Below are 26,564 nucleotides of genomic sequence, written 5' to 3'. Positions count from 1 at the left end.
GCGCTGGTGCCCGGGGTTGCCCTCACCCCGACCCTCTCCCTGGGGGAGAGGGGGAAGAGCGCTCCTGCCGCTTTATGGAGAAAACCCAGGCGAAAAAAATCCCGGCTGGGCCGGGATTTCGGGGTGGGGCGAGGGGGATTCCAACAGGATGTCAAAAATGCTCGAAGCATCCTCGCCCCGGACCCTCTCCCGGAGGAGAGGGGAGCTCGGGCGCGGGCGCCCTTACTTCTTCTCGGGCAGGGCGAAGGCCATCACGTAGTCGCCCTGCTTGGTGCCCAGCGAGCCATGGCCGCCGGCATAGACCAGCACGTACTGGCGACCGTCCTTGCCGGTGTAGGTCATGGGGGTGGTCTGGCCACCGGCCGGCAGGCGGCCTTTCCACAGTTCCTTGCCGTTCTTCACGTCATAGGCGCGCAGGTACTGGTCCAGGGTGCCGCTCAGGAAGGCCACGCCACCGGCGGTGGTGACGGTGCCGCCCAGGCTGGGCACGCCCATGGGCAGGGGCAGCGGCACCGGCGAGTTGTCGCGCACGGTGCCGTTCTTGTGCTTGTAGACCAGCTTGCCGGTGGTCAGGTCGAGACCCGCCACATAGCCCCAGGCGGGTGCCTGGCAGGGCAGGCCCAGGGGCGACAGGAAGGCCGACAGGATCACGCCGTAGGGCGCGCCCTTGTTGGGCTGGATGCCCTCGGTCTCGCTCTTGCGCGCCGGCTGGTTGGCGATCTCTTCACGCGGTACCAGCTTGGAGGTGAAGGCCATGTAGCTGGGATTCAGGAAGGCGATCTGGCGTACCGGATCGACCGAGATGCCGCCCCAGTCGAACACACCGAAGTTACCCGGGTAGACGATCGAGCCCTGGGTGGACGGCGGGGTGTAGATGCCCTCGTAGCGGTGCTCGCGGAAGGCGATGCGGCACAGCGCCTGGTCGAAGGGCGTACCGCCCCACATGTCGCTTTCCTTGAGGGTCGGCGCGGCCAGGTTGATCGAGGAGACCGGCTGGGTCGGCGAGGTGTGGTCGCCTTCCACCGCGCCCTGGGGCACCGGGGTTTCGGTGATCGGGTAGATGGGCTGACCGTTGGTGCGGTCCAGCACATAGATGCTGCCCTGCTTGGTCGAAGCCATCAGCGCGGGTTTCACGCCGCCTTCGGTCTTGATGTCCACCAGGGTCGGCTGACCGCCCACGTCCATGTCCCAGAGGTCATGGTGGGTGAACTGGTAGTTCCAGCGCACCTTGCCGGTGGCGATGTCGAGGGCGACCACGCCGGCGCTGTACTTCTCGGAGGCCGGGGTACGGTCACCGCCCCACTGGTCGGGCATCTGGTTGCCCATGGGCAGATAGACCATGCCGACCTTTTCGTCGACGGCCATCATCGACCACATGTTGGGCGAGTTGCGGGTGTAGATGCCGTCGGCGGCGATGGGCGCGGTGGCGTCCGGATTGCCGCTGTCCCAGTTCCACACCAGCTTGCCGGTGTGCACGTCGTAGGCGCGGATCACGCCGGACGGCTCGTCGGTGGAGACGTTGTCGGTGACGTGGCCACCGATGATCACCAGGTTGCGGGTCACCGCCGGCGGCGAGGTGGAGTAGTAGCCGCCGGGCGTGAAGCTGCCCATGTTGGCGGTCAGGTCGACCTGGCCGTTGTCGCCGAAGTCGCTGCACACCTTGCCGGTGTCGGCGTTGATGGCGATCAGGCGGGTGTCGGCGGTGGGCAGGAACAGGCGGCGCGGGCAGCTGCTGGCGGCCGGGGTGCTCTGCTCGTCGACCGGGACGGCACTGCCGGTGGCCGGGCTCTGGCCCGCGGTGGTGGTGCCGGCATAGGTGGCGTCGTCGTGGTAGGCCACGCCGCGGCAGGTCATGTGCGCCCAGCCCTTGAAGCTGTCGGCGTGCTGGGTGCTCAGCTTGGGATCGAAGCGCCAGATTTCCTTGCCGCTGTCGGGATCCACGGCGATCACCTGGCTGTGCGGCGTGCAGACATAGAGCTTGCCGTTGACCTTGAGCGGGGTGTTTTCCGCGGTGGTCTCCTGGGGATCGTTCGGGCCGGGGATGTCGCCGGTACGGAAGGTCCAGGCCGGTTGCAGCTCCTTCACGTTGTTGACGTCGATCTGCTTGAGCGGCGAGTAGCGATCACCGAAGGCGGTGCGGCCATAGGACGGCCAGTCGCCATCGGCGGCGGTCGGCGCGGCGCTCTGGGTGCCGGCGGTGTCGCGGCCCAGGTCACCGTCCAGACGGTTGTAGTTGACGAACTGGGCGACCAGGGCGACGACCGCAGCGATCACCAGGGAGCCGACCAGCGGCAGGCCGCCGCTGCGGCTGTCCAGCGGACGGCGGAACACCGGGATCAGGAGCACCAGGCCAAGGACGAACCAGAGCGCCAGGCGCGGCACCAGCTGCCACCAGTCGAACTGGACTTCCAGTACGGCCCAGGCGGTGGACATCACCAGGAAGAAGGCATAGACCCAGACCCCGCTGGCCCGCCGGATGCACAGCAGGTAACCACTCAGGGCAAGCAGCACGCCGCCGCCGAGGTAGTACAGGGAGCCCCCGAGGGTGGCCAGTTTGATGCCCAGCCCCAAGAGGGCCAGGCCCAGGAGGATGAACAGGATGCCGAGTAACCTGGCAGGCAGGCCTCCCGGTCTCGCGTTGGAAGTGACAGTCATGGCAGCGCTCGCAATGCAATCGTGAAAAGAGACTTCGACTCGATCGACGACATCGCAAATCGGAACCGCATGCGGATCTGTCGTCTGCTACGTCTGAACCTGTTGTCTGTCTTATTGTTCCACCCCTTCGCCGGCTTCCCTGGCAGGAAGTTAGAGCGGTCGCGCTGAGGCGAAGCGGGGGATGGATCGGGGGCGTCGTCTGAATCGGGCGGGTAGATAGTAAGCTAAGCATTGACTGATGTCACTTCGCGATGACGGAAGGAAGGGCCCCGTGGCGCGTCGTGCCTGCTACCATCGCGAGCCGTTTCCGCGATGCCTTCCGCCATGTCCGACGTGCTTGCCCTGGTCCAGGCGACCTTCGACGTCACCGCCCCGGTCTTCGCCCTGGTGCTGCTGGGCTGCGTGCTCAAGCGGCTGGGCTGGATCGACACCCCCTTCATCAACACCGCCTCGGCCCTGGTGTTTCGCGCCACCATGCCGACCCTGCTGTTTCTCGGCATTCTCAAGGCCGATCTCGGCGAGGCGCTGCAACCGCTGCTGCTGGGCTATTTCGCCCTGGCCACGGTGGTGAGTTTCCTGGCCGCCTGGGGCTGGGCGATCTGGCGCTGTCCCCATGCCGATCGCGGGGTCTATGTGCAGGGCGCCTTTCGCGGCAACTGCGGCATCGTTGGCCTGGCCCTGGCGGCGACCCAGTACGGCGACTATGGGCTGTCGGTGGGCGGGATCATGGCCGGCATGGTCATCCTCTTCTACAACGTGCTCTCGGCCATCGTACTGGCGCTCTACAGTCCGCACCTGGAGGCCAACTGGCGCACCCTGCTGCGCAGCATCCTCGGCAATCCACTGATCATCGGCATCCTGCTGGCGATTCCCTTCGCCTATTTCCAATGGCAACTGCCGCGCTGGCTGGACACCTCGGCGCGCTATTTCGCCGGGCTCACCCTGCCACTGGCGCTGATGTGCATCGGCGCCACCCTGTCGCTGGCCTCGCTGCGCGAGAGCAGCGGTCTGGCGGTGGGCGCCAGCCTGTGGAAGATCGTCTGGATTCCGCTGCTGGGCGTGCTGGGCGCCCTGGCGCTGGGCATCCAGGGACCGGCGCTGGGCATTCTCTTTCTCTACCTCGGGTGCCCGACGGCGGCGTCGAGTTTCGTCATGGCCCGCGCCGCCGGCAGCAATGCCCAGCTGGCAGCGACCATCGTGGTGCTCAGCACCCTGGGCGGGATGCTGACCACCAATCTGGGGCTGCTCCTGCTGAAAGGTTTCAGCCTGCTGTAGGGCACGCCGCCCAGACATCGGCGTTGTGAGAACGTTTATCGGTTGGCGCCAGCTAAAAGTCGGATTCATGCGTAATAGTGCGGCCTCGACCGTCCCCGGTCGCTTTGCCCTCTCGATGCCTATCGCAATAAGTATGTGCGAGGAGAGCGGCCGCCCACTCCCCAAGTCTTACGTGTGGTAACCATGAAACGCTCGCTCCAATTCAGCCACAAGATCCTGCTGGCGGCCGCCCTGGTGGTGACCCTGGCCCTGGCCGGCTTCGCCAGCTTCAACGCCTATCTGCAGCGCCAGGCCATCACCCAGAGTCTCGAAGCCTCGCTGGGCGAGATCGGCCGCATCACCGCCGGCAACATCGCCTACTGGCTGGACGCGCGGGTCAAGCTGATCGACAGCCAGGCCCAGGCGCTCAGCCGCGACAGCAGCCCGGCCAACGTGGTGGGCCTGCTGGAAGAGAAGCTGTACACGAGCAACTTCGATTCCACCTACCTGGGAGAGGTCGACGGCACCTTCACCGATCGCCCCCATACCCCCATGGAGGCCGGTTACGATGCCCGCCAGCGCGACTGGTACAAGGCCGCGGTCAGCGCCGGCGCTCCCATCCTCACCGAGCCCTACCTGACCGCGCCGCCGCAGAGCTTTCTGTGCATCACCATCGCCGCGCCGGTCCTGCAGAACGGCAAGCTGATCGGCGTGGTGGCCGGCGACCTGGTGATGGACAGCCTGATGAAGATGATCACCTCGCTGGACGCCGGCGGTCTGGGCGAAGCCTTCCTGGTGGACGGCGACGGCAAGATCCTGGTCAGCAGCCACGCCGACCAGGTGCTGAAATCGCTCAAGGAGGTCTTCCCGGAGCAGACCCCGACCCTGGCCCCGGGCTTCCATCACGTCCTGCAGAACGGCAGCGAGCGGCTGGTGAGCTTTACCCCGGTCGCGGGCCTGCCCTCGGTCAAGTGGTACCTGGCCCTGTCCATCGACCAGACCAAGGCCTATGCCCCGGTGACCCAGGCGCGCAACCTGGCCATCGTCGCCACCCTGGTGGCGGTGTTCGCCATCATCCTGCTGCTGGGCTTCCTCATCCGCGTCCTGCTGCGCCCGCTGCACGACCTGACCCGCGCCATGGACGACATCGCCGAAGGCGAGGGCGATCTGACCCGCCGCCTGCCGGTGCAGTCCCGCGACGAATTCGGCGCCCTGGCCGAGGCCTTCAACCACTTCGTGGCGCGCATCCACACCTCGATCCGCGACGTGGCCCAGAGCACCGGCGAACTCAACCAGGGCACCCGCCGGGTGCTGGAGGCCTCGCAGTCGTCCATGCAGCAGTCCGATATCCAGGCCCAGCGCACCACCAGCGTGGCCGCGGCGATCAACGAACTGGGCGCCGCCGCCCAGGAGATCGCCCGCAATGCCGCCCATGCCTCCGGCGAGGCCAGCACGGCGCGCGCCCAGGGCGAAGAGGGTCGCGAGGTGCTCGACGAAGCCCTGCACGCCATGCAGGCGTTGTCGAGCAAGATCGGCACCAGTTGCGAACATATCGAAGCGCTCAACGGCAAGACCGCCAATATCGGCCAGATCCTCGAAGTCATCCGAGGCATCTCCGAGCAGACCAACCTGCTGGCGCTCAACGCCGCCATCGAGGCCGCGCGGGCCGGTGAGGCCGGGCGTGGTTTCGCCGTGGTGGCCGACGAGGTGCGTTCCCTGGCCAGCCGCACCCAGAGTTCGGCGCAGCAGATCCAGCAGATGATCGAGGAGCTGCAGAGCGGCTCGCGCGACGCCGTGGCGCTGATGCAGGAGAGCCAGCGGCAGAGCGCCCACAGCATGCAGGTGGCCAAGCGCGCCGGCGAGCGGCTGGGCAGCGTGACCGAGCGCATCGGCGAGATCGACGGCCAGAACCAGTCGGTGGCCACCGCGACCGAGGAGCAGACCTCGGTGGTGGAGACCCTGAACATGGACATCAGCGAGATCAACCTGCTGAACCAGCAGGGTGTCGACAACCTCCAGGCCACCCTGGCGGCCTGTACCGCCCTGGAAGCCGAAGCCGGTCGCCTGCAGCGCCTGGTGGGCGGCTTCCGGATCTAGAGCGGTTGGCTGCAATAGGTCGCCGCTACGCTCAAGTAGTCTGAGTAATGCCCGATAAATAGTGCGATAGCCATGCCCTGAATCCGGCATGGCTCCCTAGCTACGGACGCAGACCTGTATGAAGCGACACCTGAAATTCAGTCACAAGATCCTGCTGGTCGCGGCGCTGGTGATCACCACCGCGCTGGCCGCTTCCGCCGGTTTCAATGCCTATCTGCAACGCCAGGCCATCGACCAGAGCCTGAGTGCCAACCTCGCGGAAACCGGGCGGGTCACCGCCGGCAACATCGCCTACTGGCTGGACGCGCGGGTCAAGCTCATCGAAGGCGAAGCCCAGACCCTGGCGCGCGATCGTTCGCCCGAAGGCCTGGTCGGTCTGCTGGACCAGAAGATCTACACTGGCACCTTCGATTCCACCTACCTGGGCGAAGTGGACGGCACCTACACCACCCGTCCGCTGCGCAGCCTGCCGGCCGGCTACGACCCGCGCAAGCGGCCCTGGTACGCGGCCGCCACCGCCGCCGGCACCACGGTGCTGACCCCGCCCTATATCTTCGCCTCCTCCGGCCAGCTGGGCGTGACCATCGCTACCCCGCTGCAGCGTGACGGCCAGCTGGCCGGCGTGGTGGCCGGTGACCTCAACCTCTCGGCGCTGGTGGAAATCATCACCTCGCTCAACGTCGGCGGCCTCGGCGAAGCCTTCCTGGTCGACGGCGACGGCAAGGTGCTGGTCAGCAGCCATCCCGAGCAGGTGCTCAAGACCCTCAAGGACGTCTTCCCCGAGCAGACCCCATCCCTGCAGCCCGGTCTGCACGCCGTCACCCAGAATGGCAGCGACCGCCTGGTGAGCTTCACCCCGGTCAATGGTTTGCCCTCGGTCAAGTGGTACCTAGGCCTGTCCATCGACCAGGCCAAGGCCTATGCCCCGGTGACCCAGGCCCGCAACCTGGCCATCGTCGCCACCGTGGTGGCGGTGATCGCCATCATCCTGCTGCTGGGGCTGCTGATCCGCGTCCTGCTGCGCCCGCTGCATGACCTGACCCGCGCCATGGCCGACATCGCCGAAGGCGAGGGCGACCTGACCCGCCGCCTGCCCGTACAGGCGCAGGACGAATTCGGCGCCCTGGCCGAGGCCTTCAACAAATTCGTGGCGCGCATCCACACCTCGATCCGTGACGTGGCCCAGACCACTGGCGAGCTGAATCAGAGCACTCGGCGCGTGCTGGAGTCTTCGCAATCGTCCATGCAGCAGTCGGACCTCCAGGCCCAGCGCACCACCAGCGTGGCCGCGGCGATCAACGAACTGGGCGCCGCCGCCCAGGAAATCGCCCGCAATGCCGCCCATGCCTCCGGCGAGGCCAGCACGGCGCGCGCCCAGGGCGAAGAGGGCCGCGAGGTGCTCGACGAAGCCCTGCACGCCATGCAGGCACTGTCGAGCAAGATCGGCACCAGTTGCGAGCATATCGAAGCGCTCAACGGCAAGACCGCCAACATCGGCCAGATCCTCGAAGTCATCCGCGGCATCTCCGAGCAGACCAACCTGCTGGCGCTCAACGCCGCCATCGAGGCCGCGCGGGCCGGTGAGGCCGGGCGTGGCTTCGCCGTGGTAGCCGATGAGGTACGTTCCCTGGCCAGCCGTACCCAGAGTTCGGCGCAGCAGATCCAGCAGATGATCGAAGAGCTGCAGACCGGCTCGCGCGACGCCGTGGCCCTGATGCAGGAAAGCCAGCGGCAGAGCGCCCACAGCATGCAGGTGGCCAAGAGCGCCGGCGAGCGGCTGGGCAGCGTGACCGAGCGCATCGGCGAGATCGACGGCCAGAACCAGTCCGTCGCGACGGCGACCGAGGAGCAGACCTCGGTGGTGGAGACCCTGAACATGGACATCAGCGAGATCAACCTGCTGAATCAGCAGGGCGTCGACAACCTCCAGGCCACCCTGGCGGCCTGTACCGCCCTGGAGGCCGAAGCCGGTCGTCTGCAGCGGTTGGTGGGCGGCTTCCGCATCTAGTCCGCGCGACAAGTCCTCGAAAAGGGAGAGTCGACGTCAGGTCGGCTCTCCCTTTTTGCTGTCCGGAAGGTCAGGAAGACTTGCGTGAATGCCGACCTTTCCTCGACCGCTCGTCAGAAACAGTAAAACTAATTAGCGCGTGAACTTGCTCTGGACTGCCGCTTTGCACGCACCCGCCGCTGCGCTTCAGCCCGGTGGCCGATCCGCGGTATCAAGAAAGCCTTTTTTCCCGCCGATGGGCTAGCTGTTACCGCCAGGTCTGGTGGAGGCCCCGTTCCGTTCGCGCTTCCCGCTCCTGGCATCGCCTAACCAACGGCGTGGCACCTTTTGCCACCAGGGGCTCCATGTTCAGCAGGCTGTGCAAATCCTCTCGCGTACGCTGGAGTCTCGGCGTCTTTCTGTTCGGCGTCCTGCTGACCAGCCTGACCATGCGCCATCTGACCGAGCGCAACGATCAGCAGGTGCGCAGCGCCCTCGACGACGTCGCCGACGACGTTCGCGATCAGGTGCTGGACCGGCTGCGCATCTACGAATACAGCCTGATCGGCATGCGCGATGTGGTGGTGGTCGCCGGGGGCGGTCTGTCGCGCGAGCTGCTCGGCGATTACGGGCGGGTCCACGACCTGGGCCAGGAGTTTCGCGGTGCCCGCGGCGTCGGCTTCATCCGCCGCGTGCCTGAGGGCGAGGAGGCCGCCTTTCTCGCCAAGGCCCGTGCCGATGGCGCGCCCGAGTTCACCATCCATCCCTTCGTCCCTCACGCAGGCGATCGCTATGTCGTCCAGTACCTGGAACCCGCCTGGCGCAATCTGAAGGCCATCGGCATGGACGCGGCGTCCGATCCCATCCGCCGCGAGGCCGCCGTGCTGTCCATGCGGCACGCCGACATCCACCTCACCGGTCCGTTGCAGCTGCAGGCCTCCTCGCCGCCGGAGCCCGGCTTTCTGATGCTGCTGCCGATCTACCAGGGCGGACGCCCTCCGGTCGAGCCGGCCGCCCGCGAGGCGGCAACCCTGGGGTGGTCCTATGTGCCCCTGAGCATCGAGGAAATGTTCGGCAGCCTGCGCCTGAACATCCCCGGCGTCATCATCCGCCTGAGCGACGTGACCGTTCCCGAGGCACCCAGCCTGTTCTATCGCCAGGGCGAGGACGAGCAGGAGGCCGAAGGGCTGTCCGAGCGGCGACTGGTGCAGGAGGTCTATGGCCGGCAATGGCAGCTGGCATTCACCGCCACCCCGACCTTCGTCGCCGCCCAGCACCTGGTTTCGGTGCCGCTGGTCCATCTGGTCGGCAAACTGGTCAGCCTGCTGGCTGCCGGCCTCACCTTCGCCGTGCTGACCACGCGCCAGCGGCGGCGCCAGTATCAGCAGGACCAGGCCAACCTCACCGCGGTGGTGGAAAGCTCCTCCGACGGCATCATCAGCAAGGACCTCAACGGCGTGGTACTGAGCTGGAACCACGCGGCGGAAGAGCTGTTCGGCTATCCGGCCAGCGAAGCCGTGGGCCAGCGCCTGCTCGATCTGGTGGTGCCCACCGAGCTGGAACACGAGGAGTGGTGGGTACTCGAACGCATCGGCCGAGGCGAGCCGGTGCCGCACTTCGAGACCCGTCGCCAGCACCGCGACGGTCACCTGATCGATGTGCTGGTCAGCGTCTCGCCCATGCGTGGCCGTGACGGCCGAGTGGTCGGCGCCTCCAAGACGGTGCGTGACATCTCGCTGCAGAAGGCCGCCCAGGCCGAGATCCTGGCGCTCAACGCCCGCCTGGAAGAGCAGGTGGCCCAGCGCACCGCCGAACTCAGCCAGACCAACCGCCTGCTCGGCGACGTGCTGCGCGCGGCCTCCGAGGTGGGCATCATCGCCACCGACCGCGACGGCCTGATCACCCTGTTCAACGAGGGCGCCGAGCGGCTGCTCGGCTATCGCGCCGAGGAGGTGGTGGGGCGCTGGCACGCCAGTGACCTCCATCTGCCGGAAGAACTGGCCACCCAGGGTGCGGCCCTGGAAGCCGAGTACGGCCTGCCGGTCGCCGGCTTTCGCGTGCTGGTGGAGCGCTCCGAGCGCACCGGCGCCGACGCCCGCGAGTGGACCTTCGTCCGCCGCGACGGCGAGCACCGCGACGTCAGCCTGGTGGTGACCACCATGCGCGACGCCGGCGGGCAGATCAGCGGCTACCTGGGCATCGCCTCGGACGTCACCGAACGCAAGGCCGCCGAGCAGGAGCTGGCGGCCAGCCTGGCCCTGACCCGGGCGATCCTGGACACCGCGGTCAGCCCCATCGTCACCGTCGACAGCCAGGGCCTGGTGCGCTCCTTCAACCCGGCCGGCGAGCGCATCTTCGGCTATCGCGCCGCCGAGGTGGTGGGGCAACCGGTCCGCCGGCTGATCCCCGGCTACCTGGCCGGCTACGAAGCGCTGTTCAGCTGCCCGCAGGAGATCCCCGACGACCAGGCCAGCCCGCAGGGCCAGGAGATGGAAGGGCGCCGCGCGGATGGCAGCGTCTTCCCCCTCACCCTGAGCCTGGGGGTGATGTGGACCGACGGCGAGCGCCTGGCGGTGGCCATCATCGCCGACATCACCGAGCAGAGCCGCCAGCGCCAGGCGCTGCTGCAGGCCCGCGACCAGTTGACCATGGCCGCCGACGTCGCCCAGCTGGGCATCTGGTGCTGGCAGCCCGACACCGGCCAGGTGCAGTGCAACGACCGGATGTTCGAACTCTACGAGTGGACCGAGACCCAGCGCGCCCAGGGCATCACCTACAACGACTGGCGCTGCCGCGTGCACCCCGACGATCTGGCCAGCGCCGAAGAGCGCCTGGGCGCGGCCATGGCCGGGCGCGCGGTGTTCGATCCGGTGTTCCGCGTGCGCCGCCAGGACGGCTCGCTGCGCCACATCATCGCCGGCGCCCGCACCGAACGGGATCCGCGCGGTCGGGTGCTGCGGGTGGTGGGCATCAACCGCGACATCACCGAACAGCTGGAGCTGGAGCACCGGCTGCGCGAGGAGCGCACCCGCGCCGACCTGGCGAGCCAGGCCAAGTCGTCCTTCCTGGCCAACATGAGCCACGAGATCCGCACGCCGATGAATGCCGTGCTGGGCATGCTGCAGCTGCTGCAACGCACCGCGCTCGACGCGCGCCAGGGCGACTACCTGACCAAGGCCCAGCAGGCGGCGCGCTCGCTGCTGGGGCTGCTCAACGACGTGCTCGACTACTCCAAGATCGAAGCCGGCAAGCTGCAGCTGGATGTCCATCCCTTCAGCCTGGAGCAGGTGCTGCGCAATCTGGGCGTGGTGCTTTCCGGCAACAGCGGCGAGAAGAACGTCGAGATCAACTACCACCTGGATGCCGGGCTGCCCACCGCCCTGATCGGCGACAGCCTGCGCCTGCAGCAGATCCTCATCAACCTGGCCGGCAACGCCCTCAAGTTCACCGAAGCGGGACAGGTGCTGGTCAGCGTGCGCCAGCTGTCGCGAGCGGACGGTCAGCTGCGCCTGGAATTCTCGGTGCAGGACACCGGCATCGGTATCAGTCCGGCCCAGCAGGAACAGCTGTTCCAGGGCTTCACCCAGGCCGAGGCGTCGATCAGCCGGCGCTTCGGTGGCACCGGGCTGGGCCTGGCCATCTGCAAGCGCCTGGTGGAGCTGATGGATGGCCAGCTGCAGGTGGAAAGCGAACTGGGCGTGGGCAGCCGCTTCTGGTTCGATGCCGCCCTGGCGGTGGATAGTCAGGGCGAGGCCCAGCTGGCGCCGGTACGCCGACGGGTGCTGCTGGCCGACGACAACACCCTGGTCGGCGAGGTGCTGGTGGAGACCCTGGCGGCCCTCGGCTGGCAGGTGGATCTGGTCACCAGCGGCGCCGCCGCCCTGGCGCGGGTCGCCCAGGCCCAGCAGCAGGCACAGCCCTATGAGGCGGTGCTGATGGACTGGCGCATGCCCGACGGCGATGGCCTGCTGGCGGCCCGGCAGTTGCGCGAGCGGCAGGCCGACAACCGCCCCAAGGTCATCATGCTCACCGGCTTCGGCCGCGACTTCCTTACCGAGGCCCAGCAGAGCGACGACGCACCCTTCGACGACTACCTGACCAAGCCGGTGACCCCGGCGCAGATCGTCGAGGTGGTGGAGCGCGCCCTGGGCGCGGAGATCCCGGCCGGCGTGCACGCCGCCGCGGTGGTCGACGAAAGCCATCGCCTGGCCGGCCTGCGCCTGCTGGTGGTGGAAGACAATGCCCTCAACCGCCAGGTGGCCGCCGAGCTGCTGCTGGCCCAGGGCGCCCAGGTGGAACTGGCCGAGGGTGGCCTGGAAGGCGTCGAGCGGGTGCTCTCGGGCGGGCCGCTGGACGTGGTCATCATGGACATGCAGATGCCCGACATCGACGGCCTGGAAGCCACCCGCCGCATCCGCGCCGACGGGCGCTTCCGCACCCTGCCGATCCTGGCGATGACCGCCAACGCCTCCCACACCGATCGCGACGCCTGCCTGGCCGCCGGCATGGACGACCATATCGGCAAGCCCATCGACCTGGAATTGCTGGTCGCCCGTCTGCGGCGCCTGACCGGCCAGGAGGTGAGCGTCGCGCCCGCTGCCGCCCCGGTCGTCGAGGATCGCCAGGTGGAACCCCTGAGCATCGTCCTGCGCCGCTTCGGCGGCGATGCCCGGTTGTTCGGCTCGCTGCTGGAACGCTTCGCCGAGGATTCCGCCGGCCTGCTGGAAAGGCTCGCCCAGGCCTGGCATACCACCGACAGCGAGGCGGCGGTGGCGGTACTACACTCCCTCAAGGGCAGCGCCGGCACCATGGGTGCCCAGCGCCTGGCCGCGCGCGCCGCCGAGGGCGAACGCGCCGGCAAGGCCGGAGCGGGTGTCCCCATGGAGGTGGCGGTGGAGTTGACGACCCTGCGACAACTGCTCGACGAGGCCCTCGGCGAATTGCGCGGCGCCCTGGCCGAGGTTCTGCCGCCGCCCGTCATTGCCGAAGCCACAGCCGCCACCCCCACCGACACCCAGGTCGACTGGCGCGCACGCCTGGACGAACTCGAAGAGTTGCTCAGCCAGGGCAATCTCGACGCCCTGGCGCTGATCGCCGAGCTGCCCGTGCACTGCCGCGCCGAAGCCCAGGTGCGCTACGACCTCTTGCGCGCCCAGGTCGAGACCCTCGACTTCGCGGCGGCGCTCACCACCCTGCCTGACCTGAAGGAAGCCCTATGACTCCGCCGACCGCCGAGGCCGCCGGACGGCGCAGCAAACCCAAACTGCTGATCGTCGACGACCAACCGCTGAACATCCGCATCCTCCACGAACTCTTTCGCCAGGATTGCGAGACGCTGATGGCCACCAGCGGCGCCCAGGCCCTGCAACTGGCCCTGACCCAGCAGCCGGACCTGATCCTGCTCGACGTGATGATGCCTCAGCTCGACGGTCACGAGGTCCTGCGCCGGTTGCAGGCCGATCCGGCCACCGCCGCCATCCCGGTGATCTTCGTCACCGGCCAGGAGGGCCCCGATGAAGAGGTGACCGGCCTGGAGCTGGGCGCGGTGGATTTCATCAGCAAGCCGATCAATCCGGTCATCGTCCGCGCCCGGGTGCGCACCCAGCTGACCCTCAAGGCGCAGCGCGACGCCCTGCGCAGCATCGCCCTGGTCGACGGCCTCACCGGCGTCGCCAATCGTCGCCAGTTCGATGAGGCCTTGCTGCGCGGCTGGCGCCAGAGCCAGCGCGAAGGCACGCCCTTTTCGCTGATTCTCATGGATATCGATCACTTCAAGGCCTACAACGATCACTATGGCCACCTGGCCGGCGACCAGTGCCTGCGCCAGGTGGCCCAGGCACTGGGGCAGGGGCTGTTCCGCCCCTACGACCTGCTGGCGCGCTATGGTGGCGAGGAATTCGGCTGCCTGCTGCCGGGCACCGACCTGGAAGGCGCCACCCAGGTCGCCGAACGCCTGCTGCAGCAGGTGCGCGACCAGCGCCTGACCCATGGCTATTCCTCGGTGACCGGTTACGTCACCCTGAGTCTAGGCGTGGCCACGGCGCTGCCGCCCACCGCCGTCGATCCGGCCGCCCTGATCACCGCCGCCGATGCCCAGCTCTATGCGGCCAAGCACCAGGGCCGCGCCCGGGTCTGCGCCGCGGAACTGGCCGGCTGAGGCGAGGGGTGCCGAAGCACCCGCTCGGGTAATGCCGGGTAACAGAGGTCCGGGCTTTCTTCGTGGTCCAGTGTGGTGTTTCAGAAGTTCGCGCAAGAATTGGCGAGTGATTTTTGTTCTTGGGCGAGGCGCCGGGACGAGTCATAGCAGGGCTATGGCGAGGAGGGGCAACGACGTCCAAGGACAAAAAGCGCCGGCAAAATTGCGTAGATAACTTTTGAAACACCACACTAGGCTGGGCGGCGAGGCGGCAGACTGTCAGACTGCGGGCAGGGATTCTGCCGCCGGTAATCTATGTACGCCTTCACGCAACGCCAGGCCATCTTGGCCAGCTGGATCATCGTCTTCACCGCGCTCTATCTGGTTCTCCCGCTCAAGCTCCTGCCCAGCCTGCTGGCCGGCCTGCTGGTGTACGAACTGGTCAACACCCTGGCCGGGCGCCTGCAGCGTCATCTGCCCGGCGGCGGCGCGCGCTGGCTCGCGGTGGCCCTGCTCGGCACCCTGGTAGTGAGCCTGCTGACGCTGTTCTTCGTCTGGTTCACCAGCTTCATCATCCAGGAGGTGCAGAACCCCGGACGGCTGCTGGACAAGTTCATGGTGCTCACCGAGCGCGCCCGCGCCCAGTTGCCGCCCTCGCTGGACGCCTATCTGCCGGCCAACGCCGACAGCATGAAGCAGGAGCTGGTGGAATGGGTGCGCGCCCATGTGGCGCAACTGCAGCTGTTCGGTCGCGATGCGGCGCGGACCTTTGTCATCGTGCTGATCGGCATGATCCTCGGCGCCATCGTCGCCCTGCAGCCCACCCCCGATCCCGAGCGCCTGCGGCCGCTGTCCGGCGCGCTGCTGGTGCGCCTCGGCCTGGTGGCCCAGGCCTTTCGCAACATCGTCTTCGCCCAGATCAAGATCTCGCTGCTCAACACCACCCTGACCGGCATCTTCCTGCTCGGCGTGCTGCCGCTGTTCGACGTCCACCTGCCGCTGGCCAAGACCCTGGTGATCCTCACCTTCATCCTCGGCCTGCTGCCGGTGATCGGCAACCTGATGTCCAACACCCTGATCTTCATCGCCGGCCTGTCGCTGTCGATCTGGGTCGCGGTGGCGGCGCTGGGCTACCTGATTGCCATCCACAAGCTGGAATACTTCCTCAACGCCCGCATCGTCGGCGGCCAGATCAGCGCCCGCTCCTGGGAATTGCTGGTGGCCATGCTGGTGTTCGAGGCGGCCTTCGGCCTGCCCGGGCTGGTGGCGGCACCGGTGTACTACGCCTATCTCAAGAGTGAGTTGAAGGCGGAAGGGCTGGTGTAATGGGCGGTCAGATCCGCGTCCTGGCGCTCTGCATCCTGCGTCAGGACGACCGCATCCTGGTGCGTGAGACGCAGGATCCGCATGATGGCCAACGCTTCTGTCGGCCCCTGGGCGGTGGCGTGGAGTTCGGCGAAACCAGCCAGGCGGCGGTGCGCCGCGAGATCCACGAAGAGCTGGGCGCCGAGCTGACCGAGGTCAGGCTGCTGGGCACTCTGGAGTCGCTGTTCAGCTACGCGGGACGGCCGGGCCACGAGGTGGTGCTGGTCTACGCCGCCGATTTTGCCGATCGGCAGCATTATGCGCAGGCGGAGCTGCCCGGTCAGGAGAGCGATGGTGAAGCCTTCATGGCTACCTGGCGCTCACTCGATTCCTTCGACGACAGCTGTCGGCTGGTACCCGAAGGCCTGCTGGCGCTGCTCGCCAGCGCTGGCTGAGGCCTCTAGCCCTCACTGACGATCCAGATTCGACCACATGCGCTGCCAGAAGGCGCCGGCCTCTTCGTTGCTGGCGCGCCAGGTCTGTTCCAGGCGCAGGCGTTCGGGTGCCTCGAGATCCTCCGGGCAGGCCAGGTAGCGATCCGCGGCGGCCTGGGCCTCGGCCTGCAGGCGGCGCCATTCGCGCACGTCATCCAGCCAGCAGCGGCCGGTGACGGTCTCGTAGTACTCGTGGGCGATTGCGTCTTTGCTCATGGGGCGTTCCAGGCAGGGGATACAGCCCTAGACCGCGGCTGACGCCGGGGGTGCCCGCCTCAGACGTCGAAGAAATCCACGTGGCCGTTTTCCAGGGTGTAGTAGGCGCCCACCACCTTGACCTGGCCCTTCTGTTGCGGCGCGAGCAGGGTCGGTTCGGAGGCTGCGCGCAGCCGCCTGACCGTGCGTTGCACGTTGCTGCGCACCGCCGCTTCCAGCAGATCCGGCGGGTTGCCGACCCGGGCGCTGAGCACTGCCGGCAGGATGGGTTCGATCATGGCGCCGATGGCACCGGGATAGAGGGCGTTCTGCTCCACCACCGCCACCGCGGCCTCCACCGCGCCGCACTTCTCGTGGCCCATCACCACGATCAGCGGCACCCCCAGCTGGCTGATGGCGTACTCCACCGAGCCCAGGGCGGTGGTGTCCAGGGTATTGCCGGCGTTGCGCACGATAAACAGCTCGCCCAGGCCGCGCCCGAACAGCAGTTCCGGCGAGACCCGCGAATCCGAGCAGGACACCAGCACGCAGAAGGGGGTCTGGCCCTTGGCGATCGCCAGGCGCCGGTCGCGATTGGTTTCCCCGTGCAGCGGCTGGTCGTCCATGAAGCCCTGGTTGCCGTCGATCAGCCGTTGCAGGGCCTGCTCGGCGGTGAGGGTGGTGTGGGCCTTGGTCGGGGCCGCCAGGGCGGGCAGGGCCAGGGGTGCCAGGGCGGCGGCCAGCGGCAGGCAGCAGGCGCACTGGAGGACTTGGCGACGCGACAGGGTGGGCTTCATCGGGACACCTCTTGGCGTGGGGGCGTGCCGGTACTGCGGTCTCCAGCGCTTGAGACAACTATTGTCGCCCGCCGCCGATCCCGCCAGGCGCGGCGCCCGGTATCCGACCCGCGGAAAGGCGCCGGGCAAGAAAAAGCCGCGTCGAGACGCGGCTTCGGGGTGGGCTCAGGCAGGGCTTACTGGCGGGCCAGCACCGTGCTGCGACCGGCCTTGGGCGCGCCCGGCAGAGGGCTCAGCGCGCCGGTTTCCAGCCAGCGGCGGACGCGGGTGGCGTCGGCCATGTGGGTGAACTTGCCAAAGGCGTCCATCACCACGAAGGCCACCGGACGACCGGCCATCACGGTGCGCATCACCAGGCAGTGACCGGCCTTGTCGGTGTAGCCGGTCTTGGTCAGCTGCACGCTCCAGTCGGCGTTGTAGACCAGGTGGTTGGTGTTGCGAAAGCCCAGCACATAGTTGGGATTGTGGAAGGCCTGGGTCTTTTCCGGGGTGGTGCTGAGCTGGCCGAGCAGCGGATAGTGCTCGGTGGCCTTGAGCAGGGTGACCAGGTCACGCGCGGTGGAGACGTTCAGCGGCGACAGGCCGGTGGGCTCGGCGTAGCGGGTGTTTCTCATGCCCAGGGCACGGGCCTTGGCATTCATGGCGGCGACGAAGGCCCGCTGGCCACCCGGATAGTGGTGGGCAAGGCTGGTGGCGGCGCGGTTTTCCGAGGACATCAGCGCCAGTTGCAGCATGTCGCGACGGGTCAGCTGGCTGCCCAGGCGCACCCGCGAGAAGATGCCGCGCATGGCCGGATTCTCGCTGATGTCGATGTCGATGGTCTGCTCCAGCGGCAGCCGGGCATCGAGCACCACCATGGCGGTCATCAGCTTGGTCACCGAAGCGATGGGGGCGACCTGGTCGGGATTCTGGGAAAACAGCACCTGGTTGGTCTTGAGGTCGACGACCAGGGCGTGGTTCGAGGCCAGGCGCTGGGCGGTGGCGGCGGCCGCGGCCTTGACCTTTGGTGGGGTCTGGGCCAGGACGGCCGGACTCAGCCCGACCAAGCCAGCCAGCAACAGGCCGGCAAGTTGATGACAGATCTTCACGGTGGCAGCTCTCGAAAAGGGGGCGGGGTTAGAACAACCGCGAACGGCAATGCCCCTTGCAGATCAAGGACATTGCTCAGAGATTTCACGTCTTTTATCACCCGGAATGTCGGCTGGGAATCCGACAAGGCAGCTTTTTACACAGCGCGCTGGCAAAAAGTCACAATTAGTTGCAGATGGGCGACGGACGGCAGGGATGGCGGAGCGAAAGGGCGCCCGAGAGACCTCGGGCGCCTTGCCTTTCAGTCGTGGGCTTCCTGGGCGGCGGGGCCGAGCATGCTGCCGGTGACCAGGTAGCGCTCGTGCCAGGCCAGCGCCTCGGGCAGCAGGTGCGGGGTGTGCTTGCCGTGGCTGCCGGCCAGGGCGCGCTCGAAGTAGTCCGCCAGCGCCGGACGGAAATTCGGGTGCACGCAGTGCTCGAGGATGGCCCGGGCGCGCTGCTTGGGACTGAGCATGCGCAGGTCGGCCAGGCCCTGGTCGGTGACGATCACCGAGACATCGTGCTCGGTGTGGTCGACGTGGCTGACCATGGGCACCAGGGTCGAGATCAGCCCGTTCTTGGCGGTGCTCGGCGCCATGAACACCGACAGATAGGCGTTGCGGGCGAAGTCGCCGGAGCCGCCGATGCCGTTCATCATCCCTGTGCCCATCTGGTGAGTGGAGTTGACGTTGCCATAGAGGTCGGCTTCGAGCATGCCGTTGAGGGCGATGCAACCCAGCCGCCGCACCAGTTCCGGGTGATTGCTGACCCCCTGCTGGCGCAGGATGATGCGCTTGCGCAGCGACTCGGCGTGCTCGACGAAGCGTTCGATGCCCGCCGGGCTCAGGGAGAAGGAGGTGGCCGAGGCCAGCTCCATCTTGCCGCTGATGAGCAGTTCCAGCATGCCGTCCTGAATCACCTCGGTGAAGGCGGTCAGCCCCTCGAACTCGCTCTCGGCCAGGCCCTGCATGAAGGCGTTGGCGATGTTGCCGACCCCCGACTGGATGGGCAGCAGATTGGCCGGGATGCGCCCCTGGCGGACTTCGAAGCGGAGGAAATCCAGCAGGTGCGTGGCGATGGCCTGGGAGGCGGCGTCCGGCGCCTTGAACGGACTGTTGCGGTCGGGGGCGTCGGTCTCCACCACGGCCACCACCTTGTCCAGCGGCACCTCGAGATAGGGCGAGCCGATGCGGTCGCCGGGGTGCGCCAGTGGAATCGGCGTGCGGTGGGGCGGCAGGGCACCGTCGGTGTAGATGTCGTGCATGCCGTCCAGGGCGTCGGGCTGCCAGCGATTGACCTCGAGGATCACCGCATCGGCCATGTCCAGCCAAGTCTTGTTGTTGCCCACCGAGGAGGAGGGCACCAGCAGCCCGTCTTCGCGAATGGCGGCGATCTCCACCACGGCCACGTCGATCTTGCCGAAGAAGCCATAGCGGACCTTTTCCGCCAGCTGGCCGAGGTGGATGTCCATGTAGTCCAGGCCACCGGCGTTGATGCGGCTGCGGAGCTCCGGATCGGACTGGAAGGGCACCCGCAACTCGATGCCATCGACCCGCGCCAGGGCGCCGTCCAGCTCCGGTGCGGTGGACGCGCCGGTCAGCACCTTGATGCGAAAGGGCTCGCCGGCGCCGTGACTGGCGGTGATGCGCTGGGCCAGGGCACCGGGCACGGCCTTGGGATAACCGGCCCCGGTGAAGCCGCTCATGCCCACGGTCATGCCGTGACGAATGAACTGCGAGGCCTGCTCGGCGCTCTGGCGCTTGGCGGCGAAACCGGGGTGGCGAATACGGTGGGACATGACGACCTCTGCGGGTGTTATCGAAAGCACACTAAGAATGTGGATTCTACGCCGAAGGGATGCTTAGGTCCCTAAGCAAAAGGTCGGGTGGGAGGGGAATTTTGGAAAGTGGGGTGGGTTGGGCGATAGCGAAGCCCAACGCTTTGAGCTTTGATCAATCCTCAGGCGGATTACCGAGTACTTTGATGGTTTTTGTTTCGCCCCCACGGGCGAGTTACTTTTGCCAGTCGCGGCTGCGCGCCCCGGACAAAAGTAACCAAAAACGCTGTCCCCACGTTTCGGCCCTACGCTGCGCTCCGGGTCCCCTCGCTTCGGTGCCGCTCCGGGGGCGCGGCACGAAGGGGCCTCCTGCCCCTCGCGCCTTGCTCGGCGTCCTGCCTCGCAACCCCCCGCGACACCTACACTCGGCCTCACTGACGGGGACGGGTGCGCCAGCCTAGGACTCCAGTGTTCACAAGATCTGTAGCGTGAAAACCACGTCTTTATCGCGGCCATGGGCCGCTCCTACAGAAGTCGGATATCCCGTAGGAGCGGCCCATGGCCGCGATTTCCGGTGTCAGGTCGTAACGGCGTTTTCTACAAGTGAGCTTAGTCGGGACCAGTGGATAAGGCTTCGCCGTTGTCCACGCTACGGACGGTTATGGCTCTTCAACTAAAACTTTCAGGCGCGTGAAACCGCCCCGTTCAGAAGGGCGAACGCCAGTGTCGTGGAGTGGGTCGAGCCGCATGGATGCGGCGAGAGGTCCAGTGGGCCAAGGACGGCCCATCTGGAACGACCCCGGAACGGCGCTGGTGTGAGCGGACCCGGAGCGAAGCGTAGGGCCGGATGGTCGGGGCAAGCGATTTTGGTTACTTTTGTCGCGACTGACAAAAGTGACTCGCTCGGGAGAGCGAAACAAGAAGTGCCAGCAAAACTCGGTAAACAGCCAGGGCACCAATGAGTCTTGGTACTGGCTCCGCTTAGTTGGGCTTCGCTATCGCTCAACCCAACCTACGCCGATCCGCCCGGATCACCACGACCCAGGCGTTGGGCACCGAACGCCCAGCTACCCCTCACGCCACCATCATGATCCACGGCACCCCGATCCCCAGCAGCACCAGCAGGAACAGCGCCCCGAAGATCGTCCCCAGCCGCCAGTAGTCGGCGCTGGGCAGGTAGCCGCTGCCGTAGTACACCGGGCTCGGTCCGGTGCCGTAGGGGGTGATGATGCCCATCAGCCCCAGGGAGGTACCCAGCAGCAGGGCGAACACCGGCAGGTCGATGCCGGGGATGCCCATGCCGGCGGCCAGCATCACCGGCAGCAGCGCGGTGGTATGGGCGGTGGAGCTGGCGAAGAGGTAGTGGGCGAGGAAGAAGACCACCACCAGCACCACCATGGCGGTGCCGGCATGGAAGCCGCCCAGATGGCCGGCGACCCACTGGCCGAACCAGGCGACGAAGCCGACCCGGGTCAGGCCATCGGCCAGGGCCACCAGGGTGGCGAACCAGGCGAAGGTGTTCCAGGCGGCCTTGTTGCCCAGGGCGTCGTTCCAGGTGATGACCTTGAGCAACAACATCAGCACGATCACCAGGATGCCCACCAGCGCCGGATCGGCCCAAGCGGCACCGAAGATCCACAGCGCCAGGGCACCGATCACCAGGGCCAGCAGCAGCTTTTCGTCGCGCGTCAGCGGGCCGAGTGCGGCCAGTTCCTTGGCCGCCCACAGCGGCACCTGGTCGTTGCGCTTGATCTCCGGCGGATACAGCCAGTAGGCCAGCAGCGGCAGTAGGGCCAGCAGGAGGATGCCCATGGGCGCGGCGGCGATGAACCACTGGCCCCAGCTGATGTGCACCTGGGCGGTCTTCTCGATCAGGGCGGCGGCCAGCAGGTTGGGCGCCAGGGCGGTGAGGAAGAGGGTGCTGGTGACGCAGGTGGAGGAGATCGCCACCCACATCAGGTAGGAGCCGATGCGCCGCGCGCTGGGGTCGTTGGGCTTGGAATCGTAGAGCAACGGCAGATTGCGGATCACCGGGTAGACGGTGCCGCCGCTGCGCGCCGTGTTGGACGGGGTGAAGGGCGCCAGTGCCAGGTCCGCCAGCATCACCGCATAGCCCAGGGTCAGGGTCCGCCGACCCATGGCCTTGACCAGCAGCAGCGCGATGCGCCGCCCGAGTCCGGTCCTCTCGTAGCCCAGGGCGAACATGAAGGCACTGAAGATCAGCCAGACGGTGTTGTTGGAAAAGCCCGCCAGGCCCCATTTCAGCGCCTCCTGGGGCGCCCGGAAGCCGGGGGTGGCCAGTTGCGCCGGACTGAACAGCACCCAGGGCGCCAGCAGGGCCGCCAGGGCCACGCCGATCAGGCCGATCACCGCGCCGGGCAGGGGCTCGAGGATCAGCCCCACCACCACGCCGGCGAACAGGGCGAAGTACAGCCAGGCATGAACGGGCAGGCCGTCGGGAGCCGGCAGCAGCGCCAGCAGTCCGGTGACGGCGAGGGGCAGCAGGAATTTCCAGGTGGTACGCATCGGGCGCTCGCAGATTCCGGTGGTCTCGGGAAACCGGCCTGGGCCGGGACGGCTGACGCTGCGGTTACAAGGACGGTGCGGTCAGCGGCCGTCAGCTTTGCAAAGGCCGAGGGCCTTTCCCAGCGTTCTGGCCGTGGTCATTCGTCGCAGTCGGGCGGGCTTAGGTTCCCCTGGCATTCTTTCGCTATCGAGAATGACTTGCAACAACGCTGGGGCTCCTGTCGGCGTCGATTGCGCCCAGGCCCCGCGCTGGCGAACAATCGGGCGTTCCGCCAACGACAACAATACGAGGAGCGACACCATGAAATACCGCCTGGGAGAACAGCGGGTCGAGGCCCATCCACAGAGCTGGGTCGCGCCCACCGCCGCGGTGATCGGCAAGGTACGCCTGGACGAGGGTGCCAGCGTCTGGTTCGGCGCGGTGCTGCGTGGCGACAACGAGCTGATCCATATCGGCCCGGACAGCAATGTCCAGGACGGCGCCGTGCTGCACACCGATCCCGGCTCGCCGCTGACCCTGGGGCGCGGCGTCACCGTTGGCCACCAGGCCATGCTGCATGGCTGCGAGATCGGCGACGGCAGCCTGATCGGCATCCACGCCGTGGTGCTCAACGGCGCGCGCATCGGGCGCAACTGCCTGGTGGGCGCCAATGCCCTGGTTACCGAGAACGCGGTGATCCCCGACGGCTCCCTGGTGCTCGGCTCGCCGGCCAAGGTGGTCCGCGCCCTCAGCGAAGCCCAGCAGGCGCAGCTGGCAGCCAATGCCCAGGTCTATGTGGCCAATGCGCGGCGCTATCTGGAAGAGTTGTTCGAGCAGGGGGAGTAGAAGAGCTCGGGAGCCGCACTCTGCGCTGGATGACCCTCTCTCTAAGGGGAGAGGGCTGGGGTGAGGGTCGAGCCGCTCCCGCCTGTTGGGCTTCGCTGCGCTCAACACCGGCTGCGTAGCGTGGAAAACGGCGCAGCCTTTTCCACATGGAGATCAGGTGCCAAGCGCGCCCTCACCCCAACCCTCTCCCAGTGGGAGAGGGGGTTGTTCGAGCAGGCGTTCGTTGCCAGCGTCAAAGGCAGATTCGCTCCATTGTCGTCACGCCATCCACTAGCGCGGAACCACCCCCTCTCCCAAGGGGAGAGGGGGCTGTTCGAGCAGGCGTTCGTTGCCAGCGCCAAAGGCAGATTCTCTCCATTGTCGCCAGGCCATCCGCTAGCGCGGAACCACCCCCTCTCCCTCAGGGAGAGGGCTGGGGTGAGGGTGAAACCACTCCAGCCCGTTGGGCTTCGCTGCGCTCAACACCGGCTGCGTAGCGTGGAAAACGGCGCAGCCTTTTCCACATGGAGATCAGGTGCCAGGCGCGCCCTCACCCCGCCCCTTTCCCGAGGGGAGAGGGGGTTGTTGGAGCAGGCGTTCGTTTTTAGCGCCAAAGGCGGATTCGCTCCATTGTCGCCAGGCCATCCGCTAGCGCGGAACCACCCCTCTCCGGGTGAGGGAAGGCCAGGAACTGATCGCGGCCATGGGCCGCTCCTACAGATCAGGAAACACCTGTAGGAGCGGTCGCTACGGCGCACCGGCATGGCCGCGATGAGCCTCTACCTCACGGCTTCTCGAACCGATAGAACAGATTCGGCTCGCTGACCACATACAGCCGGCCCTGGTCGTCCATGGCCACGCCTTCGGCCTGGGGCACGCTGCGGCTGAGGCCGTGCTGGCCGCGCAGCAGTGACAGCGAGCTGATCGGCTTGCCGTCGTCGTCCAGTTCCAGCACCAGCCGCGACTGATCCGAGAGCGCCAGCAGGTGGCCGGTGCCGGGGTCGAATTGCAGGCTGGAAAGATCGCGCACGAACAGGCGGCGATCGCGTTGCGGATCCGTGCGCAGCGACAGCGCCTGCAGGCCTTCGAAGGCTTCGCTGCCGAGACCTTCGATCTCGTAGATGCGCACCGGATCGCTTTCCTTGGCGACGAAGAAGCGCTCGCGCGCCGCGTCGTAGGCCAGGCCTTCGTTGCCGCGGTTGTCGCTTTGCACGTCGCTGAGGCTGAAGGGGTGACTGACCTGGCGGTCGTCGATGTCCACCACCCGGGTGTCGGCACCGATCCGTACCCGCACCAGTCGCTGACGGCGCTCTTCGCTGATCATGTAGACGCCGGGGGCGATGTACTCGATGGCCTCCGGATCGCTGAAGCCCTTGAGCTCCACCTGGCGCAGCAGGCGGCCGTCCAGGTCCAGTTCGAGAAAGCGCGCCGGCTTGTTGGTGACGCTGACCAGGGTGCGGCGGTCGGGGTCGAAGCTCAGCGCCGAGACGTCGGTGATGCCGTCGCCGATGGGCCTGGCCTCGACGGTGACCCGGTAGCCCGGCAGCCACAGCGAGCGGGCCTGGCGGCTTTCGGCCTGGAGCTGGCTCTGGACGTTGAACCAGAGCCGCTCGAACAGTCGGTGCTGCTGGGCCACCAGGGTCAGGGCCAGCAGCAGGGCCCCGCCCAGCAGGGCGCCCAGGGTGCGAGGGGAAAACAGCGGGAACATCGACAGGGTCCTGAGGCGGTAATGCCGCGCAGCCTAAGGGCGCGACCCTGAATTCAAGCTGAATAGGCGCTCACTGCGCCGCGGCGGACACCTTGTGAAACACGTGGAAGAGATTGGGTTCACCAATCATGTAGAGATTGCCGGCTTCGTCGAGGGCCACGCCTTCCGGTTGCTCCATGGTCGCCTTGAGACCGTGCAGGCCGCTTCTGAGGCTGATGAAGCTGACCGGCTGGCCGTCCGCGGTCAGCTCCACCAGGGTGTGGGACTGGTCGGACAGTGCCAGCAGGTGACCGGTGCGCGGATCGACCGCCACCGCGGAATAGTCGATTACCAGCTGCTTGAGCGCAAAGGGCTGCAGGTTGCCGGAGACGCCGCGGCCGTCGCTGGCCAGGGTGAAGAGGGCGGCCGGATCGCGTTCCTTGCTGAGGATCAGCCGCTGGTGCCGCGGATCCCAGGCGATGCCTTCGAAGCCCTTGTTGCCGGCGTCGGGAAAGCCCAGGTCGTGGTGTTCGAAGGTGTTGGCGTCCAGTTCGCGGGCGTCGTCGGCCAGCTGGAACAGCGATAGCCGCCGCTGGCGCTCGTCGACGATGGCCAGGCGCCCGTCTTCCAGAGCGGTCACCCCTTCGAGGTTGGAGACGTTGCGGATCGGGATGCGTCTGAGGATGTCGCCGGTCAGGCTCAGTTGCACCAGATAGGGGGTGCTGCCGGTGACGGCGAGGAGGGTGCGGGTACGGGGATCGTAGGTGAGGTCGGAGGTCTCGGCCTCGGCCAGGCCCGGCAGTGGCTTGCCCTGGATCACTGCCTGGTAGTCCGGCAGCCAGACCGCCTGGGCGCGCACTTCAGGCGGCGTGCGGTATTCCTGCCACCAGAGCAGCGCCCGGTCGTTCCAGTGCCAGACGAAGGTGAGGACGATCAGCACCAGCAAAACGAAGGCGGGGAGGAGGCGCGACAGGATGAGGCGGGGGAGTCTGGACATGCGGGCTCGGACGGCTTCTTGTTAGAGCGTCGCGGCCGTGCCGACACACCGTCGCCAGGCACCGGCCAGGCGACGGTGGGTGGCGGGGTTATAGCACGCGCGTTTCGAAGCGGCTAACGTCCGGCAGCTCCAGCACCAGGTCATCGCCCACGTTGAGAGGTCCGACACCTACCGGCGTGCCGGTGAGGATGACGTCGCCCGGTTGCAGGGAGAAATGCCCGGCGATGGTCTGGATCAGCGGCAGGATGGGGTTGAGCATGTCGCGACTGTTGCCGTCCTGGCGCACTTCGCCGTTGATGGTCAGGCGCACCGGGATGTCGGCCAGGTCCTCGAAGGCATCGCCCGGCACGAAGGGCGCGAGCACGCAGGCGCCGTCGAAGCTCTTGGCGATCTCCCAGGGATAGCCCTTTTCCTTGAGGCGGCTCTGCACGTCCCTGAGGGTCAGGTCCAGGGAGGGAGCGAAGCCGGAGATGGCGTCGCGCACTTCCTCGGCCGACGGCTTCTTCGATAGCGGCTTGCCGATCAGCACGGCGATCTCGGCCTCGTAGTGCACCGAACCCTGATCGGTGGGGATGGCGAAACCCTCGGCCACCGGCACCACGCAGCTGGCCGGCTTGATGAACAGCAGGGGCTCGGTGGGAACCGGGTTGTTCAGCTCCTTGGCGTGCTCGGCGTAGTTGCGGCCGATGCAGACGACCTTGCCCAGGGGGAAGTGGATCTTGGTGCCATCGAGGTACTGGTGCTGGTAGGCCATCTTGTGCTCCTGGTGAGTGGCGTCTGCTGG

General features: G+C 67.2%; 17 protein-coding genes. 8 read left to right on the top strand and 9 right to left on the bottom strand.

Annotation, left to right across the window (positions count from 1 at the left end):
* Positions 1-222 precede the first annotated feature (222 nt).
* Positions 223-2,655: a glucose/quinate/shikimate family membrane-bound PQQ-dependent dehydrogenase gene (locus tag OXS31_RS22040; protein WP_108582913.1), complete on the bottom strand. Its 2,433-nt coding sequence runs from the start codon at positions 2,653-2,655 to the stop codon at positions 223-225.
* 324 nt (positions 2,656-2,979) lie between these two features.
* Between OXS31_RS22040 and OXS31_RS22035 the strand changes: the two genes are divergently transcribed.
* From OXS31_RS22035 to OXS31_RS22005, 7 genes are all read left to right on the top strand, one after another.
* Positions 2,980-3,930, top strand: a complete 951-nt coding sequence (locus OXS31_RS22035; RefSeq protein WP_081347979.1) for an AEC family transporter — start codon at positions 2,980-2,982, stop codon at positions 3,928-3,930.
* Between the two features lie 183 nt (positions 3,931-4,113).
* A complete protein-coding gene (locus tag OXS31_RS22030; RefSeq protein ID WP_074584783.1) occupies positions 4,114-6,006 on the top strand; it encodes a methyl-accepting chemotaxis protein in 1,893 nt (630 codons plus the stop codon).
* Between the two features lie 118 nt (positions 6,007-6,124).
* Positions 6,125-8,014: a methyl-accepting chemotaxis protein gene (locus OXS31_RS22025; RefSeq protein WP_027601033.1), complete on the top strand. Its 1,890-nt coding sequence runs from the start codon at positions 6,125-6,127 to the stop codon at positions 8,012-8,014.
* A gap of 344 nt (positions 8,015-8,358) precedes the next feature.
* On the top strand, positions 8,359-13,212 hold the full coding sequence (locus OXS31_RS22020) for a PAS domain S-box protein (RefSeq protein WP_267402050.1): 4,854 nt from the start codon (positions 8,359-8,361) through the stop codon (positions 13,210-13,212).
* Positions 13,209-14,150 (top strand): diguanylate cyclase, encoded by a 942-nt coding sequence (locus tag OXS31_RS22015; protein WP_027601031.1) that lies wholly within the window; start codon positions 13,209-13,211, stop codon positions 14,148-14,150. Before OXS31_RS22020 ends, OXS31_RS22015 begins: the two co-directional genes overlap by 4 nt.
* A gap of 294 nt (positions 14,151-14,444) precedes the next feature.
* Positions 14,445-15,455 (top strand): AI-2E family transporter, encoded by a 1,011-nt coding sequence (locus OXS31_RS22010; protein ID WP_007161081.1) that lies wholly within the window; start codon positions 14,445-14,447, stop codon positions 15,453-15,455.
* The gene (locus OXS31_RS22005; RefSeq protein ID WP_267402046.1) at positions 15,455-15,889 is read left to right on the top strand and encodes an NUDIX hydrolase; all 435 of its coding nucleotides are present in this window, start codon (positions 15,455-15,457) and stop codon (positions 15,887-15,889) included. Before OXS31_RS22010 ends, OXS31_RS22005 begins: the two co-directional genes overlap by 1 nt.
* A 12-nt stretch (positions 15,890-15,901) precedes the next feature.
* Here the strand turns inward: OXS31_RS22005 and OXS31_RS22000 are convergent, their stop codons facing one another.
* The 5 genes from OXS31_RS22000 to OXS31_RS21980 form a co-directional block, all read right to left on the bottom strand.
* The gene (locus OXS31_RS22000) at positions 15,902-16,144 is read right to left on the bottom strand and encodes a hypothetical protein (protein ID WP_027598773.1); all 243 of its coding nucleotides are present in this window, start codon (positions 16,142-16,144) and stop codon (positions 15,902-15,904) included.
* Between the two features lie 59 nt (positions 16,145-16,203).
* On the bottom strand, positions 16,204-16,920 hold the full coding sequence (locus OXS31_RS21995) for a carbonic anhydrase (RefSeq protein ID WP_027598772.1): 717 nt from the start codon (positions 16,918-16,920) through the stop codon (positions 16,204-16,206).
* A 176-nt stretch (positions 16,921-17,096) separates the two neighbouring features.
* Positions 17,097-18,002: a D-alanyl-D-alanine endopeptidase gene (gene pbpG / locus OXS31_RS21990; RefSeq protein WP_027598771.1), complete on the bottom strand. Its 906-nt coding sequence runs from the start codon at positions 18,000-18,002 to the stop codon at positions 17,097-17,099.
* A 248-nt stretch (positions 18,003-18,250) separates the two neighbouring features.
* The gene (locus OXS31_RS21985; protein WP_267402041.1) at positions 18,251-19,786 is read right to left on the bottom strand and encodes an acetyl-CoA hydrolase/transferase family protein; all 1,536 of its coding nucleotides are present in this window, start codon (positions 19,784-19,786) and stop codon (positions 18,251-18,253) included.
* Positions 19,787-20,839: 1,053 nt separating this feature from the next.
* Positions 20,840-22,291, bottom strand: coding sequence for an anion permease (locus OXS31_RS21980; RefSeq protein ID WP_145250525.1), 1,452 nt, complete (start codon positions 22,289-22,291; stop codon positions 20,840-20,842).
* Positions 22,292-22,592: 301 nt separating this feature from the next.
* On the opposite strand from OXS31_RS21980, the gene OXS31_RS21975 reads away from it, so the two are divergent.
* Positions 22,593-23,117, top strand: coding sequence for a gamma carbonic anhydrase family protein (locus OXS31_RS21975; RefSeq protein WP_027598768.1), 525 nt, complete (start codon positions 22,593-22,595; stop codon positions 23,115-23,117).
* A gap of 763 nt (positions 23,118-23,880) precedes the next feature.
* Here the strand turns inward: OXS31_RS21975 and OXS31_RS21970 are convergent.
* The 3 genes from OXS31_RS21970 to OXS31_RS21960 all read right to left on the bottom strand — a co-directional run bounded on the left by OXS31_RS21970 (position 23,881) and on the right by OXS31_RS21960 (position 26,534).
* Complete coding sequence (locus tag OXS31_RS21970) at positions 23,881-24,804, bottom strand: SdiA-regulated domain-containing protein (protein ID WP_077171445.1); 924 nt, start codon at positions 24,802-24,804, stop codon at positions 23,881-23,883.
* A gap of 70 nt (positions 24,805-24,874) precedes the next feature.
* Positions 24,875-25,780 carry an SdiA-regulated domain-containing protein gene (locus tag OXS31_RS21965; protein WP_267402035.1) on the bottom strand — a complete coding sequence of 302 codons (906 nt, stop codon included), beginning with the start codon at positions 25,778-25,780 and terminating at the stop codon, positions 24,875-24,877.
* 88 nt (positions 25,781-25,868) lie between these two features.
* On the bottom strand, positions 25,869-26,534 hold the full coding sequence (locus OXS31_RS21960; RefSeq protein WP_027598765.1) for a fumarylacetoacetate hydrolase family protein: 666 nt from the start codon (positions 26,532-26,534) through the stop codon (positions 25,869-25,871).
* Between the last annotated feature and the right edge of the window lie 30 nt (positions 26,535-26,564).

The organism is Pseudomonas sp. GM_Psu_1 (assembly GCF_026544185.1).
Taxonomy (GTDB): domain Bacteria; phylum Pseudomonadota; class Gammaproteobacteria; order Pseudomonadales; family Pseudomonadaceae; genus Chryseomonas; species Chryseomonas oryzihabitans.
This window is presented reverse-complemented; position numbering and strand designations above follow the sequence as displayed.

What these genes read in the sequence shown, in the direction of transcription:
- OXS31_RS22040 (WP_108582913.1), bottom strand. Translation starts at nt 2,655, where the DNA reads ATGACTGTCACTTCCAACGCGAGACCGGGAGGCCTGCCTGCCAGGTTA.
- OXS31_RS22035 (WP_081347979.1), top strand. Translation starts at nt 2,980, where the DNA reads ATGTCCGACGTGCTTGCCCTGGTCCAGGCGACCTTCGACGTCACCGCC.
- OXS31_RS22030 (WP_074584783.1), top strand. Translation starts at nt 4,114, where the DNA reads ATGAAACGCTCGCTCCAATTCAGCCACAAGATCCTGCTGGCGGCCGCC.
- OXS31_RS22025 (WP_027601033.1), top strand. Translation starts at nt 6,125, where the DNA reads ATGAAGCGACACCTGAAATTCAGTCACAAGATCCTGCTGGTCGCGGCG.
- OXS31_RS22020 (WP_267402050.1), top strand. Translation starts at nt 8,359, where the DNA reads ATGTTCAGCAGGCTGTGCAAATCCTCTCGCGTACGCTGGAGTCTCGGC.
- OXS31_RS22015 (WP_027601031.1), top strand. Translation starts at nt 13,209, where the DNA reads ATGACTCCGCCGACCGCCGAGGCCGCCGGACGGCGCAGCAAACCCAAA.
- OXS31_RS22010 (WP_007161081.1), top strand. Translation starts at nt 14,445, where the DNA reads ATGTACGCCTTCACGCAACGCCAGGCCATCTTGGCCAGCTGGATCATC.
- OXS31_RS22005 (WP_267402046.1), top strand. Translation starts at nt 15,455, where the DNA reads ATGGGCGGTCAGATCCGCGTCCTGGCGCTCTGCATCCTGCGTCAGGAC.
- OXS31_RS22000 (WP_027598773.1), bottom strand. Translation starts at nt 16,144, where the DNA reads ATGAGCAAAGACGCAATCGCCCACGAGTACTACGAGACCGTCACCGGC.
- OXS31_RS21995 (WP_027598772.1), bottom strand. Translation starts at nt 16,920, where the DNA reads ATGAAGCCCACCCTGTCGCGTCGCCAAGTCCTCCAGTGCGCCTGCTGC.
- OXS31_RS21985 (WP_267402041.1), bottom strand. Translation starts at nt 19,786, where the DNA reads ATGTCCCACCGTATTCGCCACCCCGGTTTCGCCGCCAAGCGCCAGAGC.
- OXS31_RS21980 (WP_145250525.1), bottom strand. Translation starts at nt 22,291, where the DNA reads ATGCGTACCACCTGGAAATTCCTGCTGCCCCTCGCCGTCACCGGACTG.
- OXS31_RS21975 (WP_027598768.1), top strand. Translation starts at nt 22,593, where the DNA reads ATGAAATACCGCCTGGGAGAACAGCGGGTCGAGGCCCATCCACAGAGC.
- OXS31_RS21970 (WP_077171445.1), bottom strand. Translation starts at nt 24,804, where the DNA reads ATGTTCCCGCTGTTTTCCCCTCGCACCCTGGGCGCCCTGCTGGGCGGG.
- OXS31_RS21965 (WP_267402035.1), bottom strand. Translation starts at nt 25,780, where the DNA reads ATGTCCAGACTCCCCCGCCTCATCCTGTCGCGCCTCCTCCCCGCCTTC.
- OXS31_RS21960 (WP_027598765.1), bottom strand. Translation starts at nt 26,534, where the DNA reads ATGGCCTACCAGCACCAGTACCTCGATGGCACCAAGATCCACTTCCCC.